Origin of the sequence: Mesotoga infera (assembly GCA_011045915.1) — a bacterium.
Classification (GTDB): Bacteria; Thermotogota; Thermotogae; order Petrotogales; family Kosmotogaceae; genus Mesotoga; species Mesotoga infera_D.
The window spans coordinates 1-21,371 of record DSBT01000107.1; the positions used below are offsets into that span (position 1 = coordinate 1).

Genomic DNA, 21,371 nt, shown 5'->3' on the forward strand with positions numbered 1-21,371 from the left:
CAGATTTCTGATGGGAACGCAGTGATTGAAGGACTGAACACGATTGAAGAGGCTAGAGAAGTCTCGATTTTGGTCGGAAGCGGAAATCTTCCTGTTGATCTTGCGTCCTTCAACAAGAGGGTTCTCTCTCCCACGCTTGGAAGAGATATAATCAACTCAAGTCTTTGGGCCGGAGTGGCCGGAATAGTTATAATTATGATCTACATGGTTATCTTCTACAAGAAAATGGGTCTTGTAGCCGATCTGGCTCTTCTGTACAACGCGATTCTTCTCTTTGGAATGATATCTTTGACCGGTTCGATCCTCACCTTGCCGGGTATAGCGGGTATTGTTCTTACGATTGGAATGACTGTTGATGGAAACGTACTTATTTTCGAGAGGATAAAAGAAGAACTAAGGTTGGGCAAAACACCGGAAAACGCGATAGACTCTGCTTTCTCTAAAGTCGTGTGGACCATTTTCGATGCCAACCTGACCACGATACTTGCAGGGCTCGTTCTATATTACTTCGGAACGGGGACAGTCAAGGGGTTCGCCATTACATTGATAATTGGTGTCATAGGCGCTATGTTCACCAACATCGTTGTGTCGAGAACAGTCTTGACTGGAATGTCGGGAAGCTTGAAGCCTCATCGCTATGTCGAAGTTGAACCGGAAGGGAGAGATGCGAGATGACCTTCAAAGCAGACTTCGTTGGAAAAAGAAAGTATTTTATTGCTCTTTCCCTAATTCTGATAGTCGTTTCGATCGTTTTTATCTTCACCAAGGGCTTCAATTTTGGTGTAGATTTCACAGGCGGAATCGAAATCAGCGTATCTGTTCCTGATGTTGACATGACTGTGGCAGAGATGAGAGAACTCCTCAGCGCAGAGGATCCTAACTTTGCGGCCGCAAGGATAATCAAGCAAAGGCCACTGATTGAGGAGGGTTCATCTGAACAGAGAAGCAGATTCTCAATTATCGTCAATACCTCTGAAAGCGAACAGTCAGTGACAGATAAGATGATGGCTGGTCTTGAGAGTGAAGGAGTAAGCGAAAGCAATATTCTCTCCGTAAGCACTATCTCCGGCTATGCTGCGCAGGAAATAAGAGGATATGCCTGGATCGCCGTCATAGTATCCATGGCGCTTCTTCTGCTTTATATAACCATAAGATTCAAGTTCTCCTTTGGAGTCGGCGCACTGTTGACACTTGTTCATGACGTCATAATCGTCATGGGTTTCTACAGTGTTTTTGGAATCGAGTTCAATGCGCCGGTCGTTGCTTCGATTCTTACTCTTGTTGGATACTCCCTGAATGACACAATCGTAGTCTACGACAGGATAAGAGAGAACACCAAGAAGATGAGAGGCAAAACCATAGAAACAGTAGTCAACACAAGCATCAACGACGTAATTGTCAGGTCTATCAACACCTCTTTGACGACATTCCTTGCGGTTCTAACGCTCTTCATATTCTCCGGAGAGGTTTTGAGGCCATTCGCCTTTGGAATGCTGGTCGGTGTTGTAGTTGGAACATATTCCTCTCTGTACATCTCGAGTCCGATCGTTATCGAATGGCTCAAGAGATCTGAGAACAGAGGACATGTTTGATCGTTGTCTACCTCTTGAAAAGTGAAACTTGGTAGAGTATAATTTTTCTTGAGTGGGGACGTAGCGCAGTTGGGAGCGCGATACAATGGCATTGTATAGGCCGAGGGTTCGAATCCCTTCGTCTCCACCAGGCGGGGAACGTGAGTTCTCCGCTTTTTTGTTAAGGTGATCCGGATGAAGAAGATTGTTCTTGCTTGCGTGTTGCTTCTCGTTGTGGAGGTATCGGCTCTTGTCTTTTTCACCGACGACGGGAGAGCCGTAGAGAGAATAGTCGAGGTTCTGGAGAGTGCGGAGGAAGAAGTCGTCCTGGTGTCATATTCTTTGGATGAGCAGGAGATAGTAGCTTGTTTGAATCGACTTCAAAGGGAAGGCGTGAAGATCTCGGTAATGATAGACAGTTCAACTGTGTCGAGGGTCTTCGAAAAATCTCCTGAGTTCATAATTTCCAGCGATACTTCTGCGGCTCTTGTTCATTCGAAGTTTCTTGTTGTCGACAGAAGAATCGTAATCTTCGGAACTGGAAATTTCACTGAAGGTAGCCTCAGAGAGGACTCAAACAGCTTCATGATTTTCGAATCTGCCAGTCTTGCCGCGTTGTTTCTTGATTATTACAGGGCCATTGAAACTGGCGGCTCGAGAGAAATGACCAGAATCGAAGACATAGTCTTCTTTCTGTGTCCTTCAGAAGAAGCGCGTAAGCGTGTAATCAATGAGCTAATGAAGGCGAGAAAGGAAATCCGATTTGGCATGTTTGCTTTCACCGATCCCCAGGTGCTCGCCGCTCTGAAATTCTGCGCTTCCAGGGGTGTAAGAATAATAGGGGTAGTCGACAGCTGGAACGACGACTCTCCCTTGAAGGATTATCTCACTTCTGGAATGGAAGTGTCAGAATCGACTTCTATTACAGTTCATGACAAAACATTCGTGGTCGACGGAAGAGTTGTGATAACTGGCTCTGCAAATGCTTCTCTGAGCGGCTGGGGGAAAAACCGTGAAATTGTTGCTATAATCGAGTCCAGAGATCTTGCACAGGAGTTTGTGAATCACTTCGAATACATCAGGGGGGTATCGAAATGATAGTAAGAACTGCGCTCGCCCAAATAAACACGACGGTTGGGGATCTTGAAGGAAACAAGAAGAAGATAATCGAGGCAATAGATAGAGCAGTGGCTGTTGATTCTGGAATTGTATTGTTTCCCGAACTTGCGGTTACAGGATACCCGCCCGAAGACCTTCTGCTAAATACGGGGTTTCTTAGGGAGAATCTTGCCACTTTGAATGAAATAGCTCTGCACACTGCTCGGAGCGAGATTATGGTGGTTCTCGGATTTGTCGACTTTTCCAATGAGATATACAATGCGGCTGCCGTCCTCAATGCCGGTGAGATAAGGGCTATTTACAGAAAAATGAGCCTTCCCAATTACTCGGTCTTTGATGAGAGGAGATATTTCTCTCCTGGAAAACATCCGCTTCTTGTGAGATATGGGGGGACGAGAATCGGAATCAACATATGTGAAGATCTCTGGGTTCCTTCGGGGCCGATAAATGATCAGGCGATTGCCGGTGCCAATCTAATACTGAATCTCTCCGCATCTCCGTTTACCGCCATGAGAGATAGAACCAGGTCCTCTCTTTTCCTCACCAGAGCTATGGAGTATTCCAGCACTATAGTGTACTGCAATCTGGTCGGCGGCCAGGACGATCTGATTTTTGACGGTAGGAGTTGTGTGGCAATGCCGGACGGAAGAATATCTGTGGGAAAGGCATTTGAAGAAGACCTGATGGTGCTGGATATTGACACAGATGTCTCGACTCGATACAACCTTTTTGAGGGAAAGAGGAAGGACTATTCCATGCAGGTTGCTCTTGAAGAAGTCTCAGTCAAACCAATCCATGGACAGGGTCCTTCTATATGCCCCGTTATGAAGAATGAGGAACTGGACAGTCGCGACGAGCTGATAGCTGCTCTGGAGTTAGGTATAAGTGATTACCTGAAGAAGAACGGTTTCAAAAAGGTCGTTCTTGGTCTCAGCGGAGGAATGGATTCTTCTCTTGTCGCCGCCTTGGCTGCGAGGGCGATCGGCAAAGACAATGTCAAGGGTGTCATGATGCCTTCTAGAATTACCTCGGAGGAATCAAAGAGAGATGCGCTGGAGCTTGCTGAGAACCTGGGTATAGAAATACTCGACATTGAAATCGATGGGATCATGCGTTCGGTGATAAAAACCTTGGAACCGGCATTTTTCGGTACGTCGCAAGATGTCACTGAAGAGAATTTGCAGGCGAGAATACGCGGAATGATATTGATGGCTCTCTCGAACAAATTCGGCTGGTTCGTCCTGACTACTGGCAATAAGAGCGAGATGGCCACAGGTTACGCAACTCTTTACGGAGACATGGCTGGCGGTCTCGCGGTTCTAAAGGATCTATATAAGACTCAGGTCTACAAAATCGCGGAGCGAATAAACGACCTTGAAGGGAACAGCGTAATTCCATCAAATGTGTTCTCCAAAGCTCCATCGGCCGAGCTGAGAGAGGGTCAGAAGGACCAGGATTCGCTGCCATCCTATGAAGTTCTCGATCAAATTCTGAGGCTTCATATTGAGGAGGGTTTGTCGGCTGAAGAGATAGTTCTTGAAGGTTTTGACGAAGGAACAGTCGAATACTCGCTTCGCCTTTTGAGGAGGAACGAATACAAGCGCAAACAATGTCCTCCGGGCATCAAGGTTTCCAAAAGAGCCTTCGGTAAGGATTGGAGGATGCCGATTACAAATCATTATCGAAATATGTGAACAGAAAGCAGGACGTCTATCTTCAAGGCTTCAGCTACAAAGGCGAAATCATTCTCTTGGAGTACAGAGAGCAGTATCTCGTGTTCTGACGATAGTGAAAAGGGAGTCCGATTTCTTGAAATGCCTGACGGCTGAAATGAGTACTCATGGCAGGATTATCGAAGGAAAATGCAGCAGTTTAATGATCAAGAAGTGTTTCTTTAATTGAGCCGTCTTCCTAAAAAGATTATGCCTACTTCTTTGCTGGAATCGCGAACTATCTTGCTGGTGAATTCAATTGAAAGATGAGAGTCGTCGCTTCTGGGGAGCATTATCCTCTTTTCGTTTGAATCAGAAAACTGCGAGCCGGCAATCTCAAGAAAGGACCTCAGCGTTCTTGAGTTGATTTCGTCGGTTCTTCTTCCCTGCTCATCTTTCAGACTTGTATCGAAGAATCTCTCTGCGGCCTTGTTCATGTAGATCAATCTGTTCTCCATATCGGTTGCGACTGCGAGGTCTCCAGTACCGTTAAGGAGCAGCGAGTGAAGGTTATATCGTTCTTGAAGCTCGATATTCTCGGTCACGTCTATCCCTATCACAAGCTCATAAACATTGTCGTCAACTCGAAGTACGCTACGTTTGGCTTCTACCGTGAATATCGAACCATCTTTGCGTTTATGAAGCTGTCGGCCCTTCCATTTTCCGGACTTCATCATCGAAAACTGCATTGATTTGGCTTCTCCCTGATTCTGTACGAGATAAGAAGTAAGATTGTCCCCAATCATCTCTTCTAGATCGTAGCCATGAATCTCTGCAGCAAACCTGTTCAGGTAGACTATTCTTCCCTTCTCGTCCACGGCCATTGCGATCTCTTCCGCATTATCCAGAAAGCGCCACTGGAATATCAACTCTTCTCTATCTCTCTTCTGTTTCGAGACATCCATAAATGTTAGCTGAACGACTCTCTCCGCACCGTAAAGCATCTCAGAGGTGTTGAAAATTACGTAGATCTTTCCGCCAGACTTTGTCAGCATTACGATTTCTCTATCGGTGTCGAAGTTCTCAATTCCCAGAATCGTCTGCAAGGCAAAGGGTTCATCATAAACAAGATCCTGCAAGCGCATCTTCTCGATCTCGTCTTCTGCGTATCCCAGAAGACTCTGCGCCACTTTGTTACAGAAAATCACATTCCCATCTCTCTTTCTCAGAATAAGCATTCCGCAACCCATGCTGTTAACGAGCCCCATATACTTTTCTCGTTCAAAATCGAGGGTCTTCTGAAGTCGATGCTTCTCGAGCATCGAGTAGACAATCTCTGGAAGATAGTGCAGATATCCCGGCCCTTTGAGAAGATACTCTCCCGCTTCAAGAGCGTACTTTGCTATCGACTTCTCTGTTCCGATTAGGCACAAATATGGAATCGAACCTGTGCGAAGATTCTTGATGATGTCTTCGCTGACGTAGTCGAAGATCATTGCGTCGGAGAAGCGGCCAAACTCGTCTGACACCTCTTCAACATACCTGACATCGAAGCGATCGTCGAAAGCCTCAATTAACCTTCTCGCATCCTTTTGGCTTCTTCCCACCAGGATTATTCTTGGCTTTGAATAGAAATCAAACACAGACTTCACCCCTGAATAGAACGCACCTATCAAAGTGAGTACCCACAACATCCACCCAAAAAGAAAAGAACTTCCAGATCCAACCGGAAACAGCTAGGCTTACAGTGTTCTTACCGGAGGTTACAGTCGTTTTGCTCACAAATGCCCTTCAAAGCCTTGCAAAGAGAACTGGATGGCTATAGCTACGCAAAGAAAGTTACATTTTTATTCTAGCATAGATTGCAAGAAGATTCAAAATTAGTACTTTTTGGCAACCTAAAGAAGAATAACCGGATTTTCATCCGGTTATAGAATGGAGCAGGCGATGAGACTTGAACTCATAACCTCCGCCTTACCAAGGCGGCGCTCGACCGATTGAAGCTACGCCTGCTCTGCTGAAACTATGATATCACAGCATTTTTCAAGTTTCAATATCAGGTGTCTTTGCTCCACCTTGTCTTTGGCTTTCTTGAGGCCGTTGCTTCATCAAGTCTTCCTACAGCTGTCTTCTGAGGAGCGGCCTTAAGTATGTTAGGATCATCCTTTGCCTCACCAAGAATCCTCTCAAAAGTGTCTGCAAAGGCATCTAGCGCTTCTTTAGTTTCTGTTTCTGTGGGTTCAACCATCAGAGCTTCATCTACAATTAGCGGGAAATATATTGTAGGTGGGTGGATCCCGTAATCAAGAAGTCTCTTGGCTACATCCAGTGTCTTCACTCCGTATTCGGAAACCAACTTGCTTCCTTTAAGAACGAATTCATGCATGCAGAGCCCAGGATAGGCGGTCGGTATTAGTTTGCTCAATCTGGCTCGAAGGTAGTTTGCATTTAACACGGCCATTTCGCTTGCTCTTTTGAGACCGTCACCACCCAGCGTCAGAATGTAGGCATATGCTTTCAGGAAGACGCCAAAATTCCCATAGAAGCTCCTGACCTTCCCGATCGAGTTTGGCAGATCATAATCGAGCGAGAACTTGCTGCCATCGAAACGAACCACTGGAACAGGAAGGAGATCTTTCAGAATGTTCTTCACTCCTACAGGCCCGCTACCCGGCCCGCCCATTCCATGTGGGGTTGAAAAAGTCTTGTGCAGGTTCAAATGAACGATATCAAATCCCATATCGCCGGGCCTTGCGTGACCCATTATTGCGTTGAGATTCGCTCCGTCATAATAAAGCAGTGCGCCCTTCTTATGAGCCATCTCTTGAATCTCACAGATCTCGTTCTCGAAAAGGCCTACAGTGTTCGGGTTCGTAAGCATTATTCCAGCGACGTTCTCATCAAGAATCTCCTCAAGGCTTCCCAGATCTACTCTTCCGTTGCCGTTCGAAGGGACCTCGATAACTTCAAATCCCGCCATTACTGCTGAGGCCGGATTTGTTCCATGAGCCGAGTCGGGAACGATAACCTTTCTTCTGTTATTCTCACCCTTGAGCTCGAAATACTTCTTCATCAGAAGCATGCCGACCAACTCGCCATGAGCGCCAGCGGCAGGCTGAAGAGTGAAGCTATCCATACCGGTGATCTCGCACAGAGAGTTCTGCAAGTTGTACATCACTTCCAGGGCGCCCTGCACAGTTTCTTCAGCTTGATAGGGGTGAATTTGGCTAAAACCCTCCAGACCGGCAATTCTCTCGTTCAACCTTGGATTGTACTTCATCGTGCACGATCCCAGAGGATAGAAGCCGCTGTCAACAGAGTGGTTCTTCTTAGAAAGTCCTGTAAAGTGTCTCATAACTTGAAGTTCACTCAATTGAGGAAGAAGGGGGCTTTCCTTTCTAACAGAATTCTCGGGCAGCGTGTCTGAAGGTTCGTACCCATAGGACTCTTCTCTTGGGAGATAGAAGCCCGTTCTCCCTTCGGTTGACTTATCGAATATTGTCATCCTATCGCCTCCAGTCTGCCGGCAAAAAATTCGATTTCCTCATTGAGATTTGCCTCTGTTGCGCAGATTAGACCGTAGTTTTTCATTTCTTCACTAAAGCGTTCAAGCTCCAGAGGTCCCAGTATCTTCTCTTTCAAGAGCTCTCTGTTGAATTCTTTTAGGTCACAATCGAACCGGGCTACAAATTCGTTGAAGAAGGGACCGGTGAAAACGAGCCTCACATGATCCGTCTTGCCTATTCTATCCGCCAAATAATGAGCCTTGTCAAATGATCTCCGTGCAATCTCCCTCAACCCTTCAGAACCTACCACACTCATATATATTGAGGCGACCAATGCATTGAAAGCGTGGTTCGAGCATATGTTTGAAGTTGCTTTGTTTCTCCTGATATGCTGCTCCCTGGTCTGAAGAACCATCACGTAACCGGTACGACTGTCACTGTCTTTGGTCTCCCCGATGATTCTTCCAGGCATCTTTCTTATGTGACTCTCCTTAGAGGCAAAAAAACCGAGTCCCGGTCCGCCGAACGAAGGAGAGTTGCCCAGTGGTTGAGCGTCACCTACAACGATGTCGGCGCCGAGCTTTCCAGGAGCTTCCAGCATTCCGAGCGAAATAGGATTTGCGCTGACAATCATCATAATGTTCTCACCGATCAGTGTCCTTATCTCGGCAAGATTCTCAATTATTCCGAAGAAGTTGGGATAGCCAAGCACAAAGCCTGCCGTATCCTGGGTCAATTTCTTCTGGAGATCGGCAATATCGATCTGCCCGGTTTCAGAATCGAAGGAAACAGTTTCCACATCTATGTCGCTTCCAAAACAGTAGGTCCTGATTGTTTCGATATACTCGGGGTGGAGTGCTTCAGAGAGAAGAATCTTCTTTCCGCCTCTTACTCGGACAGCCATAAGAGCAGCTTCTGCAGCTGCGCTTGCACCGTCGTACATCGACGAATTGGCTACCTCCATTCCCGTTAGTTCACATATCATCGTCTGAAACTCGAACAGCATCTGAAGAGTGCCCTGTGAGACTTCTGCCTGGTAGGGTGTGTATGCAGTGAGAAATTCGCCTCTCGATGCTATTGCTTGAACCACACTTGGAACGAAGTGTTTGTACACACCGGCTCCTCTGAAGACGGACAGGTCGTTAAGCGACACATTATTCTTACTGAGTTCGCTCAAATCTCTCAGTACTGTGAATTCATCCTTGCTTTCTGGTATCGAGATATCAACTTCGAATTTCCCTGGGATATCTCTGAACAGCTCTGATACGCTCTTGACACCAACTACCTCCAGCATTTCATCGATGTCTCTGCCAGTCTGGGGTAGATAGGGGAAACTAGGCATCTTAGCCCTCCTCTTCACAGTGCTTCTTATATGCCTCCAGATCCATCAAACTGTCAAGTTCTGATTCATTGCTCATTTCAATTTTGACTATCCAGCCTGCGCCCTCGGCATCATCATTGATCTTTTCCGGTGAAGAATCAAGTTCTTCATTGATTTCAATGACCTTTCCGCTAACTGGTGCATAGATGTCGCTTGCCGCTTTCACAGATTCGATAGTACAGAAGACTTCACCTTTCTTGAGTGACTTGCCTACTTCCGGGAGATCCACGTAGACAATGTCTCCAAGATGATCTTGAGCGTGATCCGAAATTCCTACAGTTGCAGTCTTTCCCTCTACCGATACCCATTCATGAGTTGCCGCATACTTCTTCATTTTCAACTCCTCCTTAACTCTTAGATTTCACAGAACCTCTATAAAAAGGTGTCTTGACGACTACTGCGGGAGATCTCTTCCCCCTTACATCTACCTGAACTTCGGAGCCGCTCTTCCAGTAGTCTTTCTTCAGATAAGCCAGAGCCAACGGTTTCCCAAGTGTAGGCGAGAAGATGCCGCTTGTCACCCAGCCGACTTTGCTTTCTCCATCGAAAACCTCATAACCATGCCTGGCAATGGTCTTTCCTGAAAGTTCCAGCCCCTTAAGCCTGTACTCCGTACCGCTTTCCATCTGTTTCTCGAGAACGCTCTTTCCTATGAAATCCTTGTCCATCTTCACTGTCCACTTAAGACCGGCTTCCAACGGAGTCGTTTCATCTGTAAGTTCATTGCCGTAAAGCATGTAAACCGCTTCAAATCGCAATGTATCTCGCGCGCCCAAGCCAATCGGCTTCACTCCGATCTCTGCTCCGGCTTCGAGAATTTTCCTCCAGAGTGGTATCGAAGCTTGAGGGGCGATATACAGTTCGAAACCGTCTTCGCCCGTGTACCCCGTGCGAGAGATAATTGCCTCGATCCCATTGACTCTTCCAAATTCAAAATGGTAAAAGGGGATGTCTGCTAATTTGACCTGCGATATTTCCCGCAATATCCCCTCTGCATGAGGTCCCTGAAAGGCGATCTGTGCAAAGTCGTCGGATGCGTCTTTGATTTGTACATTGAAAGCACCCTTGTTTTTCTCTATCCACTCGAAATCTTTGTCTTTGTTTGAAGCGTTAACTACGAACATAACCTTTTCATTGCTTATTCTGTAGACCAATACGTCATCGACTATTCCACCATTTTCATTGCACATAGGAGAATAGACTATGGCTCCATTCTTCAGCGAAGAGACTGAGTTTGTTATCAAATAGTCCGAAAATCGAATAGCATCGGCTCCCACAATTTCGATTTCTCCCATGTGCGAGACATCAAAGAGGCCGGCTTCCTTCCTGACAAGATTGTGTTCACTGATTATCGAATCAAACTGCAAGGGCATCTCCCATCCAGCAAAATCAACCAACTTTCCCTTTAGTCTCACATGTTCGCTGTAAAGCGGTGTTCTCTTTAAATCACTCATCCGTTTCTTCCCTCCCCCTCTCTTTCAAATCTTCAAAGATCTGAACGGCTTCTTCAAAATCATCGTCGGGTATAATAATGTCTACTAAGCCACCCGAACCAAAGTATATGCTGTCGGTGTATGCGAAATGAGAATCCACCAGTTCCGAAAAGATTCCTTCCTTTAGAAGGATTTCCTGATACATCTTTGCTTCAAACTCCGGAATTCCTGACTTGAGGACCTTCATTCGATCACCTCCTGTTTCACCTGAAATTATACACCAAGTAATTAGATTAGTTAACTTCTGGACGGATTTCTGATTGGTGATTTTAGAACCCCAATGTGCTAGAATGTAGTCGGTTAGCTAAGTGCAGTCATCGTTAGGAGGGATAATGATGATTAAGAAGGTCGGGGTCCTCACCAGTGGAGGGGATTCACCGGGGATGAATGCGGCCATAAGGGCAGCTGTAAGAACTGCCCAGACAGATGAAATAGCCGTCGTAGGAATCAGGAGAGGGTACTCTGGTCTACTTGATGAAGAGTTCGTCGAAATGGATTACTCATCTGTTGGAGGAATAATGGAGAAAGGTGGAACGGTCCTCAGGAGTTCCCGATGCGAAGAGTTCAAGACCGAGGAAGGCAGAGCCAGGGCCGCCGAAGTCCTGAGAAATAATCAGATTGAAGCTCTTATCGTCATTGGAGGAGAGGGAAGCCTTTCCGGTGCAAGACTACTTATGGAGGAAAACGGAATTCCAGTTGTCGGGATTCCGGGAACAATAGACAACGATATTGCTATGACAGACATGTGTATTGGGGTGGATACGTGTTTGAATACCTGTGTTGAGACAATTCAGAAGCTCAAGGATACGGCTTCTTCGCATGAAAGAGCCTTTGTGGTAGAGGTCATGGGGAGAAATTCGGGCTATGTGGCACTTGCTTCAGGCATGGCCGTTGGAGCAGAAGCAATTATCGTTCCGGAGCTTCCAGTGGATTATGAATTAATAGCCGATAAGATCTGGAAAGAAAGGAAAAGAGGAAAGATTAATTGTATCATAGTAGTCGCAGAAGGTGCATCTAGTGCCTACACTGTTGCCAGACATGTAGAACACAGAATTGGTTATGAGACGAGAATAACCATCTTAGGTCATATTCAGAGAGGCGGATCTCCAACTGCTTTTGACAGGGTACTGGCCTCAAGAATGGGATACGCGTCGGTAAAGTCGATTGAAAAAGGAGATTCAGGAATCATGTTGGCCCTCCATGGTGGCAAGATAGTAGGAGTCTCTTTAGAAGAAGTACTTTCGCACAAAAGGGAACTTGACATGGAACTGGTGGAAATGGCGAAAATTCTCTCATGACGAGGTGAAGCAGCTTGAGAAAAACGAAGATCGTTTGCACAATCGGGCCGGCTACCGAGTCCCCTGAAATGCTCAAGTCTCTTCTTCAAAGGGGGATGGATGTCGCTAGACTCAATACGACTCACGGCGACATCACTGAACACAGGGAGAGAATAAGAAGGTTGAAGGAGATTCGCAAGTCTATGAATTCGCCACTGACAATTTTACTCGATCTTTCCGGTCCGAAAATCAGAACTGGCTTATTTGAAAGATCCGAGGTTGAACTCCGAAAGGGGAACGAGTTTCTCTTAACGACTGAAGACCTCAAAGGAAGCGAGAGTATTGCCAGCGTGAACTACAAGAAGCTTCCCGAAGAGGTGAAACCAGGAGACCTGATTCTTATGGATGACGGCAAGATCAAGCTTAAGGTCTTATCCGTCACAAAGTCCGAAGTCAGAACAAGAATCTTGAGTGGAGGAGTTATTACTCACAGAAGAGGAATCAACCTCCCGGGTATAGATATTAGCATTCCAGCGATTACAGATAAAGATAGGGAGTTCATCAGACTTGGAATTGAGGAAGAAGTCGACTACTTCGCACTTTCATTTGTCAGAAGGCCCGAAGATGTCGTGCATGCCAGAAGGGTTGTCGAAGAGTCTGGAGGATCTATCCCCATAGTCTCGAAGATAGAAACGGAACAGGCGTTGAAACAAATCGAAGCGATTGCCGAGGTTTCCGATGGACTTATGGTCGCTAGGGGTGATCTTGGAGTAGAGATTCCCGTTGAAGAAGTCCCGGTCGCTCAGAAGAAAATCATTAGACAGGGAAACCAGAAGCGAATTCCAGTTATAACGGCAACTCAGATGCTGGAATCTATGATAGAGAATCCCGTGCCTACAAGAGCCGAGGCAACCGACATAACAAACGCAATCATAGACGGAACGGATGCGATAATGCTTTCCGGAGAGACTTCGATTGGGAAGTACCCTCTGGAAGCCGTTTCTATTATGGACCTCACTGCTAGATCGACCGAACGATATCTGAAACAGAATCCCGGGTTGCTCAGATGGACGAGAGAAAAAGTCTCTACAGATGATCACACAGACGCCATCTGCAGGGCTGCGTGGGATATAAGCGAAGAACTGAAGGTGAAGGTTATCGTCAGTTCGACTTTCTCCGGACATACTGCAAGAAACGTATCCGGGTTCAGGCCTAGAGCGTACATACTTGCGGTCACTCCCAATGAAGACACTTACTACAGGCTGAACCTGGTTTGGGGAGCCCGGCCAGTTTTAATGGGCCTTGGCAATTCCACAGACGATCTCGTCAGAGTCGCCGGTCCTCTCGCCAGACAGCTTAAGCTTGTGAAGAAAGGAGACACGATAATTCTCACCGCAGGTATTCCTTTTGGAACCAGTAACTCCACCAATATACTGAAACTGGAGACGGCATAGTGATGTCCTGAAGGATTGAAAAGTGAGATAACAAGAAGATAAGCGGAAAAACCGGAAGATTAGATGGAATAATTGCCTTCGAATACCCTTTATCTTTCATATTTACGATCATTTAACACAGAGAGTGCTTGAAGAAATCGCGATGTTGTTTTATCATTTATTAGCAGACGGTCACTTTGAGTGCTAAATATAAAATTCGAAAGGAGGCTTTTTATGAAAGTAGTTCCCCTTGGTACAAGATTATTGATTAAGCCTTATGAGGAAGAAAAGAAAACATCAGGTGGTATCGTTCTTCCGGACGCTGCAAAAGAAAAGCAGATGACTGCGAAGGTAATTGCGGTTGGCGAGAAAGTCGAGGATATTGACCTTAAGGAAAACGACAAGGTCCTCTATTCTAAGTATTCAGGTACGGAGATCAAGATCGATGAAGACGACTACATAATCATCGATCAGGATGATATCCTGGCAAAGATCGAGGAATGAAGGAGGAATCAGTATGGCTAAGATTCTGAAATACAGCGAAGAAGCACGAAGATCACTTGAAAGAGGCGTAGATGCAGTAGCAGATGCTGTTAGAATTACGCTTGGTCCGAAAGGGAGAAACGTAGTTCTGGAAAAGAGCTGGGGCTCTCCAACGATAACCAATGACGGTGTGTCGATTGCAAAGGAAATCGATCTGGAAGATAAATTCGATAATCTTGGAGCACAGCTTGTTAAAGAAGTAGCGTCCAAGACCAATGACATTGCCGGAGACGGAACTACCACAGCTACCGTTCTTGCCCAGGCGATGATCAAGGAAGGTCTGAAGAACGTTACGGCCGGAGCCAATCCTATTCTCATGAAGAAGGGAATCCAGAAAGCAACCGAGACGGCCGTTTCACACATAAGATCTCTATCCAAGAAGATTTCTTCGAGAGAAGATATAGCTTCAGTTGCGGCTATTTCCGCCAATGACACTGAAATTGGCGAACTTATCGCCGAAGCCATGGACAAGGTTGGTCAGGATGGAGTAATAACGGTAGAAGATTCAAAGACTCTCGAAACATACGTTGAATTCGTTGAGGGTATGCAGTTCGACAGGGGCTACATCTCTCCGTATTTCGTTTCCGATCCTGAGAAGATGGAAGCAATAATCAAAGAGCCATTGATTCTCATAACCGATAAGAAGGTCTCGGCAGTTAAGCCCCTTGTTCCGATCCTGGAAAAGGTCGCGCAGGCAGGCAAGCCCCTTGTCATAATTGCAGAGGATATTGAAGGCGAAGCTCTTTCCACTCTTGTTCTGAACAAACTGAGAGGAACACTGGATTCAGTGGCCGTCAAGGCTCCCGGGTTTGGTGACAGGAGAAAGGCCATGCTCCAGGATATCGCTATCCTTACCGGTGGCACTGTAATAAGCGAAGAAGTAGGACTAACTCTTGAGAACGCAACAATTGACGATCTAGGTAGCGCTGGCGTCATAAAGGTTAAGAAGGACGACACGATAATCGTTGATGGAAAGGGAGACCCTGAAAAGATCAAGCAGAGAATCGGCCAGATCAAAGCTCAGATCGATCAGACGACTTCCGAGTACGAAAAAGAGACTCTTCAGGAAAGGCTTGCCAAGCTTTCAGGAGGTGTAGCGGTAATTAAGGTTGGTGCCGCGACAGAGACAGAGCTGAAGGAGAAGAAGCACAGAATCGAAGATGCTCTCTCCGCTACAAGAGCGGCAGTTGAAGAAGGAATAGTCGCCGGAGGCGGAGTTGTTCTTGCAAGAGCAAAAAAGCCCGTTCAGGATCTCTTTGAAAGCACAGAGAATCCGGATATCAAGATTGGTGTTAAGGTAGTTCTCAAGGCACTGGACACTCCAATAAGACAGATCGTTCAGAATGCAGGTTTGGATGGAGCCGTAGTTGTTGACAAGATACTTCATAGCGATGACGCTGCATACGGCTACGATGCACTGAACGATGTCTATACAGACATGTTCAAGGTCGGTATCATTGATCCTGCAAAGGTTACTAGAAGCGCTCTTCAAAACGCAGCTTCTATCGCCGCAATTCTTCTAACGACCGAAGCGGCTATGACTGAGAAGCCCGAAGAAAAGCCTCAGCCACAGATGCCACAGATGCCCGAGTACTGATAAATAGTGATAATCTGAAGGGAGAGTGCGCTCTCCCTTTTTTTGCATCTGCTTTCAGATAACTGAAGCAGGCTACATCTTGATCGAAACCAGTCTTCCACTCCAAATAAAGGGGTCGAAGTACTCCTCAGACAGCAGTACTCACTCGCACGTCTTTGCAGCAACATCGATCTATTGCTATACTTGCAACTCATTCCTTCAGCGTCCAGCGTCAGATGGCACTTTCTGCTCCTCCACGCTTCAACCTGCAAACCAGTTTTCTTTGTGAAAGCAAAATCCGAAGTTCTTCAGGCATTTGCTATGGAAAGTCACAAGCTTCTTTATGGCAGAATATTCATATGAGGGATTTCTTTGTAATCATCAAGTGGCGAATTATAGAAGGCTTCCGAATGCTAACCCGCCAGGGAAAGAAGACAGTAATAGTTTCTCTCCTTGCGATTGTCTTAGTAATCATGATAAGCATTCCGATATCTTTCTACTTGAGAGGTTTCCTGATTCCGAACTTCTCACGTGTCGCCGGTCTTTCCGATCAGCTTAAGGAGCTCACCGGAATTGACCTGAGGCTGATAGTCATCTCATTTTTTTCCGCGATAATATTCTCCATACTTTTGGGTAGCGATCTTCCAATCGTGGTTTCGAATCTTTTCTTCTCCGATAGGGCTGAGATGCTGCTCAGCTTGCCGGTTAAGAAGTCTACGGTTGCGAATGTGCAACTGCTTGAGGTTCTCGCTGCGGGAGGGTTGCCCATACTCCTATTTGCGCCGATCTTCATGGCTGCACTGAGAGGGCTTGGCTATTCGGGAGGGAGATTCTGGATGGCCCTGGTCTTGTTGTTTGTATTTGTGCTTGACACACTGGCGATAACAGCAATTATCTCTTTTGGAATAGTATTCCTTTCCAAGGGGCGGTTTCTCAAGACTCTTTCTGCCATGATGACTATGGTGACTCTCTTCGTCTTCATATTCACGCTGAGATTCATGGATTTCTCTTCAATAGATCTTGCACAACCCGATCAGGTGGCCCATCAGTTCGGGGGTCTCCAAGAGCTCATAACATCCGCGTACCTTCCATGGTCGCCCTTCGTCAGGGCGATTGCCGGTGATGTCGCAGATCTCTTGTTATTCGCAATTGCTTCTGTGATGATTTTCGGATTGTTGGCTTTGCTTCAAATCTTTGTGTATCCTAGAGTACTTCAGAAGCTAATGACAAGACCTATTGGAAATTCCAAAGTCCAATATAAGGTAAATTATAGGAGGCGCGGCGTCTTCTCGGGACTCCTGATTAAGGACTTCTTTCTGTTGATAAGAGAGCCGAAACTCACGTTTGCCTTTCTCTACCCTTCGCTATTTGTTCCGGTGGTAGTCATAGTCAACCCGGCCCTTCTAACTAGCTTCGGGGTTTTGCAGCTTCTCGGTCTGATCGTTTTTCTGTTCGCCAACTACTCGACCGTCTCATCGACTGCTCTGTTTGCTTTTGAAAGGCAGCTCGGAGATGGTACGTGGCTGTTTCCTATCAGCAGGGTCAAAGCCGTTTTTTCTAAATCTCTTGTCGTGAGTTCACTGTACTCTGTGGTTATTGTCATTGTCGGTCTGTATGTATCTGCGAACGCCACTCAGTACAGAACTTTCATGATGGATTTCCTGATTCTAATGATTCCAACAATTTTTACGCTCTCATTGTTCGGGGGCTTTCTTGAGAAGAGCTTCGGGACCAAAGATACAGGAAATGTCTTTAAAGCGCTCAGCCTACCTGGTGCAATACTCTCGTTCTTGCTCTCCACACTGCTGCCGGTTTTTTCTACCCTTCCACTTACCCTCTATCTTGCTGAAGATATCGGCCTCTTTCTTGGTTTCCTCAATGTTCCGGTTGCTTCTCCATTCACATGGTTGTTTGGACTGGTATTCCCACTCGCTCTATGGGCAGCCATTACATGGGCATCGTTTAAGTCGCTGTGCTATAATTTTGTCTGAATGAGGATTTTGGAGGGATAGGCTTGAAGGTTCAGGACGTAAAACACTTGAGCAGGAAGATTATGGAATCCGGGGAGATCCCACTTCTTTGGGGTCACTTTGGGGTAGGAAAGACCGATCTTGCCAGAGAGATTGCAGCTGAGACGGGCAGAGAGTTGATAATCCTGGTCATATCACAGATGGAGCCGGGTGATCTTATCGGGATGCCGTCGAGAGACGGCGAACGGACCTTGTTCTTGAGGCCCGATTGGTGGCCGACTGAAGGCAATGTGATACTCATGATAGATGAGATTAACAGGGCTCATAGATCTATCAGGAATGCAATTATGCAGCTTCTAATAGATAGAAGGATTCACAACCACTTTTTACCCGAAGGTTGTTGGATAATGGCCGCGGCAAATCCGCCGGATGAGGAGTACGATCAGGTCGAACTGATAACTGATCCTGCCTTCATGTCAAGGTTCTTCCACATAGAACTGACTCCCGATCCCGAAGAATGGCTCAAGTGGGCCGAACTGCAGAAGATGCCGCAGACTGTTACCAATTTCATAGGTGAGTATCCAGAGTTTCTTTCAAGAGACACGGTTGTCTCGATGCGGCTTGAATTGAGACCGAGTCCTCGTAGCTGGTACAAATTGGGCAGAGTATACGCAGGTCTTTCAAGCAAGGAGATCGAAAAGTTCGGCTACGTAATCGCTGCCGGTATAGTAGGACCGGAAGCGGCCAGAACTTTCATGAGTAAGATTCAGGGCAGCGAGCTCCTTCCTTCTCCCCGAACTTTGCTTCTCGAACTGGATGAGAATATCCTTTCGAGACTCTCTGAAGGTGATATCTCGGGGACTAGTGCCTCGATTCTCCGTATCACAAAGCATCTTTCTGAGCTAGATGATTTACAGGTTCAGGAATACTTTCAAAATGTGCCTGTAATCTCGGAAAACCTTCTCAGGATAGGCAGAGTCATCCCAAAAGACTCGTTCTTCTCCGTAATAAGACACATCGTTCACCAGGTCGAGGGGGAAAAGGGATTGAAACGGGCCTTCTACGAGAATCTTCTCGAAGAACTTGCCATGGACCACGATGTACTGAAATTCCTGCAGAGGAGCGAAAAGGATGAAAAGTGAGGAGTTGATGGAAAGGGCTGTTTTCGAATTAGGCAAGGACAGCCCCTTCTACAATTTCCTGCTTCTCTTCATCGACAGAATTCCCTCGCCCTCGGTCAGAACGATGAAATTGAGGGTAAGCTCTAGGGGAAGATTTCAACTTCTGTACAATCCGGATACGCTTCGAAACAAACCACTTACGTTTTCCAAGGCGCTTTTGAAGCACGAGTGTCTTCATATAGTGAATGGACACATTCTGATACCCGTCAACAAATCCAGAGAGAAGATGCTCTGGGATGTATCCATGGATGCCGCCGTAAATCAGTTCATTCGCGAACTCGACGCTTTCAGTCTTCCTATGGATTCTCTTCTTCAGGAGGGTTGTGGAACCGATAATGAGAGATTCTTCGTTGGGCCTCCGATGCAGTATCCGGGAATGACGGCAGAGTTCTACCACGACTGGGGCCTTGACTTCATGAAGAAAAACAAGACAATTGATCTTGAGCTTCTGGACTCAAACATGTCCAGACCCGATTCACATGAGGATTTTGGAAGGTTTGAACTCCCGAAAGAGTTCGTTGAGGATCTGCTAAAACAGGTGATCTCAGAGACTTTGGAAAAGGCAAAGGACGGTATGCCGGAGGGTCTTGAGGCAGTAATGAAACTGGTTCTTGACAATCCGATCCTGGACTGGAGAAACATGATTAGGCGGTTCTTCGGTTCATCGATGCAGGTAGGCAGATACAGAACTCCCATGAGACCTAACAGAAGATATGATGACCAGCCCGGCTGGAGAAACGATTACGCAGCGAAACTCGTTGTCGTAGTCGATACTAGCGGGAGCATAATTGAAGAGGAGTTCAACGCCTTCTTCAGTGAGATAGATGAGGTTACCAGAGTCACAGACTCACGGGTCTGGCTGGTGCAGGTAGACGAGACGGTTCAGAGTGTCATGAAGTATGGAAAAGGTATGTGGAGAGATCTTAAATTGATGGGTAGAGGGGAGACCGATCTTCAGCCTGCCGTTGACTACGCCCAGGAAAAACTCAGACCTGAAGGACTTCTGCTTTTCACGGATGGATTTACCGATCTTCCTACGATTTCGAGAAGGGCGTTGTTTGTACTTCCGAAGAGTCATAATCCAGAGTTCGTCGAAGAGGCAAAATCGATCTACGGACGATCATCGGTGGTGTTCCTGAAGTGACATATTATGCTGGTCCAGAAAGTTATAGAGACAGACTCAAGGCGGTTTACGAGAGTGTTGAAGGTAATTTTTCATCTTACGCGAAACTGGTTGCTGAGCGATCTGACAGACTTGACAATGCTTTCGGCCATTTCATGACGCTTGTAGTTCAGGCTTCGAAGGGAAATGCGCCGGTTCTTTCGGTTTTCGTAGACAGTGAGGGCAGGGGCTTTGTAGGACTCTCCAATTCGTCGCCTTTCGAGACGGCCAGCGCCTTGTACAGATTCCCAAACGAAGAGAAAGAACCCATCGATGATGACTTCTCCGGCGTCTTCGAAGAGGGAACTGAGCTGGTATTCCACAGAGCGATCTTTCAGAGTCCGTTGAAGTTGTACTTCCTCGCTTATTTTGGCAATGAAAGACTTCTCCGCAAAGAGATTTTGAAGGATTCTCTCCGTGGAAAGGACTACTTCAGGCTGCCTGAAGTAATTGACGATGCCCTCCTTTCTATATGCAGAGAGAACTATAGAAGATGGATAGAGTTCGATGACGGGGAGGTTCTAATATTCCCCTTTCAGAATATCTTGAAGATTGCTTTTGGGCCACCCAAAATAAACGAGAGCATCGACCGTTCAATAATCCTGGAACTTTCAAGATTATTCAGGATCGAAATCATTAAGAAGTGCGGTGTCCTTAGAAACGCCAGCGTCACTCCTAACATGAAGATCGCGAGACCGGTCGCAACCGTCTTCGAAATAGATCTGGTTGAATCCAAGCCGGTGTACGATAGACTTGAGGAATTCTACAAGTTCTACTCGAAGTTCATATCTGAGACGGTAGAGAAGATGCTGGAATTTATTCACAGAGATTTTCCGCTTGGCAGATAGGGTGGTGTGTTTTGGCAAGACAGACTTTGAAGATGTTTTATCCGATATCTATAAAGAACATCCGGAGATTGAAAGCCGGGGATCTCATCGAATACTCCGGACAGGTCTTGCTTGCAGACGAAAAAACAATCGATAAGTATAGAATGTATGAAAGGCTTGAAGGAACACCCTTTCTAAATCTTTCAAGAGAGTTGATTCTCTTCTGTTTGCCTGTTGAGGGGACACTATGCTCTGAGTCAATGAAGATCGAACCCGACGAGCTTGAATACCTCTTCATGTCTGGAATAACGGCAACTGTTGGGCTGAATGTCGAAGAAGAAGAAATAACGGCAATCTACAGGCGGTTTTCCAGAGTAAACCTTTCTCTGTGCGACCGTACGGCCCTATATCCGCTGGATGTAAGTGAATCAGTTCCGGAGGAAGTGGAGTGTGGCATGAGCATATCTCTGAAAGACGTGCTTCTGTATGTCGATGTTTCGAGTCAGGGAACGAAATTTGGCAGTGATGCCGATGCCGGACTTTAGAACGCATGTCTACTGGGGAATAGCTACTTATCCTGTCTTCATCTTTCTCTCACTGACTTCAATCGAACTCCTGCATGTCTCTCCTCTTCAAGACAGCAGGCTGATAGGCTATGGATATCTCTTGTTTTTATTGGG

The 21,371-nt window shown here is 46.4% G+C and carries 19 protein-coding genes and 2 tRNA genes; 14 read left to right on the plus strand and 7 right to left on the minus strand.

What is annotated here, in order from left to right:
• From secD to ENN47_03695, 5 genes are all read left to right on the plus strand, one after another.
• Nucleotides 1-675, plus strand: a 675-nt coding sequence (gene secD / locus ENN47_03675; GenBank protein ID HDP77281.1) for a protein translocase subunit SecD, incomplete at its 5' end; no start/stop codon positions are given.
• Complete coding sequence (secF, locus tag ENN47_03680; GenBank protein HDP77282.1) at nucleotides 672-1,592, plus strand: protein translocase subunit SecF; 921 nt, start codon at nucleotides 672-674, stop codon at nucleotides 1,590-1,592. The genes secD and secF, both read left to right, overlap by 4 nt.
• Nucleotides 1,593-1,646: 54 nt before the next feature.
• A tRNA-Ala gene (locus tag ENN47_03685) sits at nucleotides 1,647-1,722 on the plus strand.
• 44 nt (nucleotides 1,723-1,766) lie between these two features.
• On the plus strand, nucleotides 1,767-2,669 hold the full coding sequence (locus tag ENN47_03690) for a phospholipase (protein ID HDP77283.1): 903 nt from the start codon (nucleotides 1,767-1,769) through the stop codon (nucleotides 2,667-2,669).
• A complete protein-coding gene (locus ENN47_03695) occupies nucleotides 2,666-4,384 on the plus strand; it encodes an NAD+ synthase (protein ID HDP77284.1) in 1,719 nt (572 codons plus the stop codon). The genes ENN47_03690 and ENN47_03695 overlap by 4 nt, the downstream gene beginning before the upstream one ends.
• A 200-nt stretch (nucleotides 4,385-4,584) precedes the next feature.
• On the opposite strand, the gene ENN47_03700 is transcribed toward ENN47_03695, so the two are convergent.
• The 7 genes from ENN47_03700 to ENN47_03730 form a co-directional block, all read right to left on the minus strand.
• The gene (locus ENN47_03700; GenBank protein ID HDP77285.1) at nucleotides 4,585-5,985 is read right to left on the minus strand and encodes a PAS domain S-box protein; all 1,401 of its coding nucleotides are present in this window, start codon (nucleotides 5,983-5,985) and stop codon (nucleotides 4,585-4,587) included.
• Nucleotides 5,986-6,278: 293 nt separating this feature from the next.
• Nucleotides 6,279-6,355 (minus strand) — tRNA-Thr (locus ENN47_03705).
• Between the two features lie 43 nt (nucleotides 6,356-6,398).
• Nucleotides 6,399-7,847 carry a glycine dehydrogenase subunit 2 gene (locus ENN47_03710; protein HDP77286.1) on the minus strand — a complete coding sequence of 483 codons (1,449 nt, stop codon included), beginning with the start codon at nucleotides 7,845-7,847 and terminating at the stop codon, nucleotides 6,399-6,401.
• Entirely contained in the window at nucleotides 7,844-9,190 is a 1,347-nt protein-coding gene (locus tag ENN47_03715; protein HDP77287.1) for an aminomethyl-transferring glycine dehydrogenase subunit GcvPA, read from the minus strand. The genes ENN47_03710 and ENN47_03715 overlap by 4 nt, the downstream gene beginning before the upstream one ends.
• A gap of 1 nt (nucleotide 9,191) precedes the next feature.
• Nucleotides 9,192-9,563, minus strand: a complete 372-nt coding sequence (gene gcvH, locus ENN47_03720) for a glycine cleavage system protein GcvH (GenBank protein HDP77288.1) — start codon at nucleotides 9,561-9,563, stop codon at nucleotides 9,192-9,194.
• A 13-nt stretch (nucleotides 9,564-9,576) separates the two neighbouring features.
• The gene (gene gcvT / locus ENN47_03725) at nucleotides 9,577-10,683 is read right to left on the minus strand and encodes a glycine cleavage system aminomethyltransferase GcvT (protein ID HDP77289.1); all 1,107 of its coding nucleotides are present in this window, start codon (nucleotides 10,681-10,683) and stop codon (nucleotides 9,577-9,579) included.
• Complete coding sequence (locus ENN47_03730; protein ID HDP77290.1) at nucleotides 10,676-10,909, minus strand: hypothetical protein; 234 nt, start codon at nucleotides 10,907-10,909, stop codon at nucleotides 10,676-10,678. The genes gcvT and ENN47_03730 overlap by 8 nt, the downstream gene beginning before the upstream one ends.
• Before the next feature lie 148 nt (nucleotides 10,910-11,057).
• On the opposite strand from ENN47_03730, the gene pfkA reads away from it, so the two are divergent.
• From pfkA to ENN47_03775, 9 genes are all read left to right on the plus strand, one after another.
• Nucleotides 11,058-12,020, plus strand: a complete 963-nt coding sequence (gene pfkA / locus ENN47_03735; GenBank protein ID HDP77291.1) for a 6-phosphofructokinase — start codon at nucleotides 11,058-11,060, stop codon at nucleotides 12,018-12,020.
• Between the two features lie 14 nt (nucleotides 12,021-12,034).
• Nucleotides 12,035-13,453 carry a pyruvate kinase gene (pyk, locus tag ENN47_03740; protein ID HDP77292.1) on the plus strand — a complete coding sequence of 473 codons (1,419 nt, stop codon included), beginning with the start codon at nucleotides 12,035-12,037 and terminating at the stop codon, nucleotides 13,451-13,453.
• A 213-nt stretch (nucleotides 13,454-13,666) separates the two neighbouring features.
• Nucleotides 13,667-13,936, plus strand: coding sequence for a co-chaperone GroES (locus ENN47_03745; protein HDP77293.1), 270 nt, complete (start codon nucleotides 13,667-13,669; stop codon nucleotides 13,934-13,936).
• Nucleotides 13,937-13,949: 13 nt separating this feature from the next.
• Nucleotides 13,950-15,572 (plus strand): chaperonin GroEL, encoded by a 1,623-nt coding sequence (gene groL, locus ENN47_03750; protein HDP77294.1) that lies wholly within the window; start codon nucleotides 13,950-13,952, stop codon nucleotides 15,570-15,572.
• Between the two features lie 338 nt (nucleotides 15,573-15,910).
• Nucleotides 15,911-17,542: a hypothetical protein gene (locus ENN47_03755; GenBank protein HDP77295.1), complete on the plus strand. Its 1,632-nt coding sequence runs from the start codon at nucleotides 15,911-15,913 to the stop codon at nucleotides 17,540-17,542.
• Between the two features lie 23 nt (nucleotides 17,543-17,565).
• Nucleotides 17,566-18,663, plus strand: a complete 1,098-nt coding sequence (locus ENN47_03760; protein HDP77296.1) for a MoxR family ATPase — start codon at nucleotides 17,566-17,568, stop codon at nucleotides 18,661-18,663.
• A complete protein-coding gene (locus ENN47_03765; protein ID HDP77297.1) occupies nucleotides 18,653-19,846 on the plus strand; it encodes a hypothetical protein in 1,194 nt (397 codons plus the stop codon). Before ENN47_03760 ends, ENN47_03765 begins: the two co-directional genes overlap by 11 nt.
• Nucleotides 19,843-20,712 carry a DUF4895 domain-containing protein gene (locus ENN47_03770; protein ID HDP77298.1) on the plus strand — a complete coding sequence of 290 codons (870 nt, stop codon included), beginning with the start codon at nucleotides 19,843-19,845 and terminating at the stop codon, nucleotides 20,710-20,712. Before ENN47_03765 ends, ENN47_03770 begins: the two co-directional genes overlap by 4 nt.
• 11 nt (nucleotides 20,713-20,723) lie before the next feature.
• Nucleotides 20,724-21,236, plus strand: a complete 513-nt coding sequence (locus ENN47_03775; protein ID HDP77299.1) for a hypothetical protein — start codon at nucleotides 20,724-20,726, stop codon at nucleotides 21,234-21,236.
• Nucleotides 21,237-21,371: the final 135 nt, after the last annotated feature.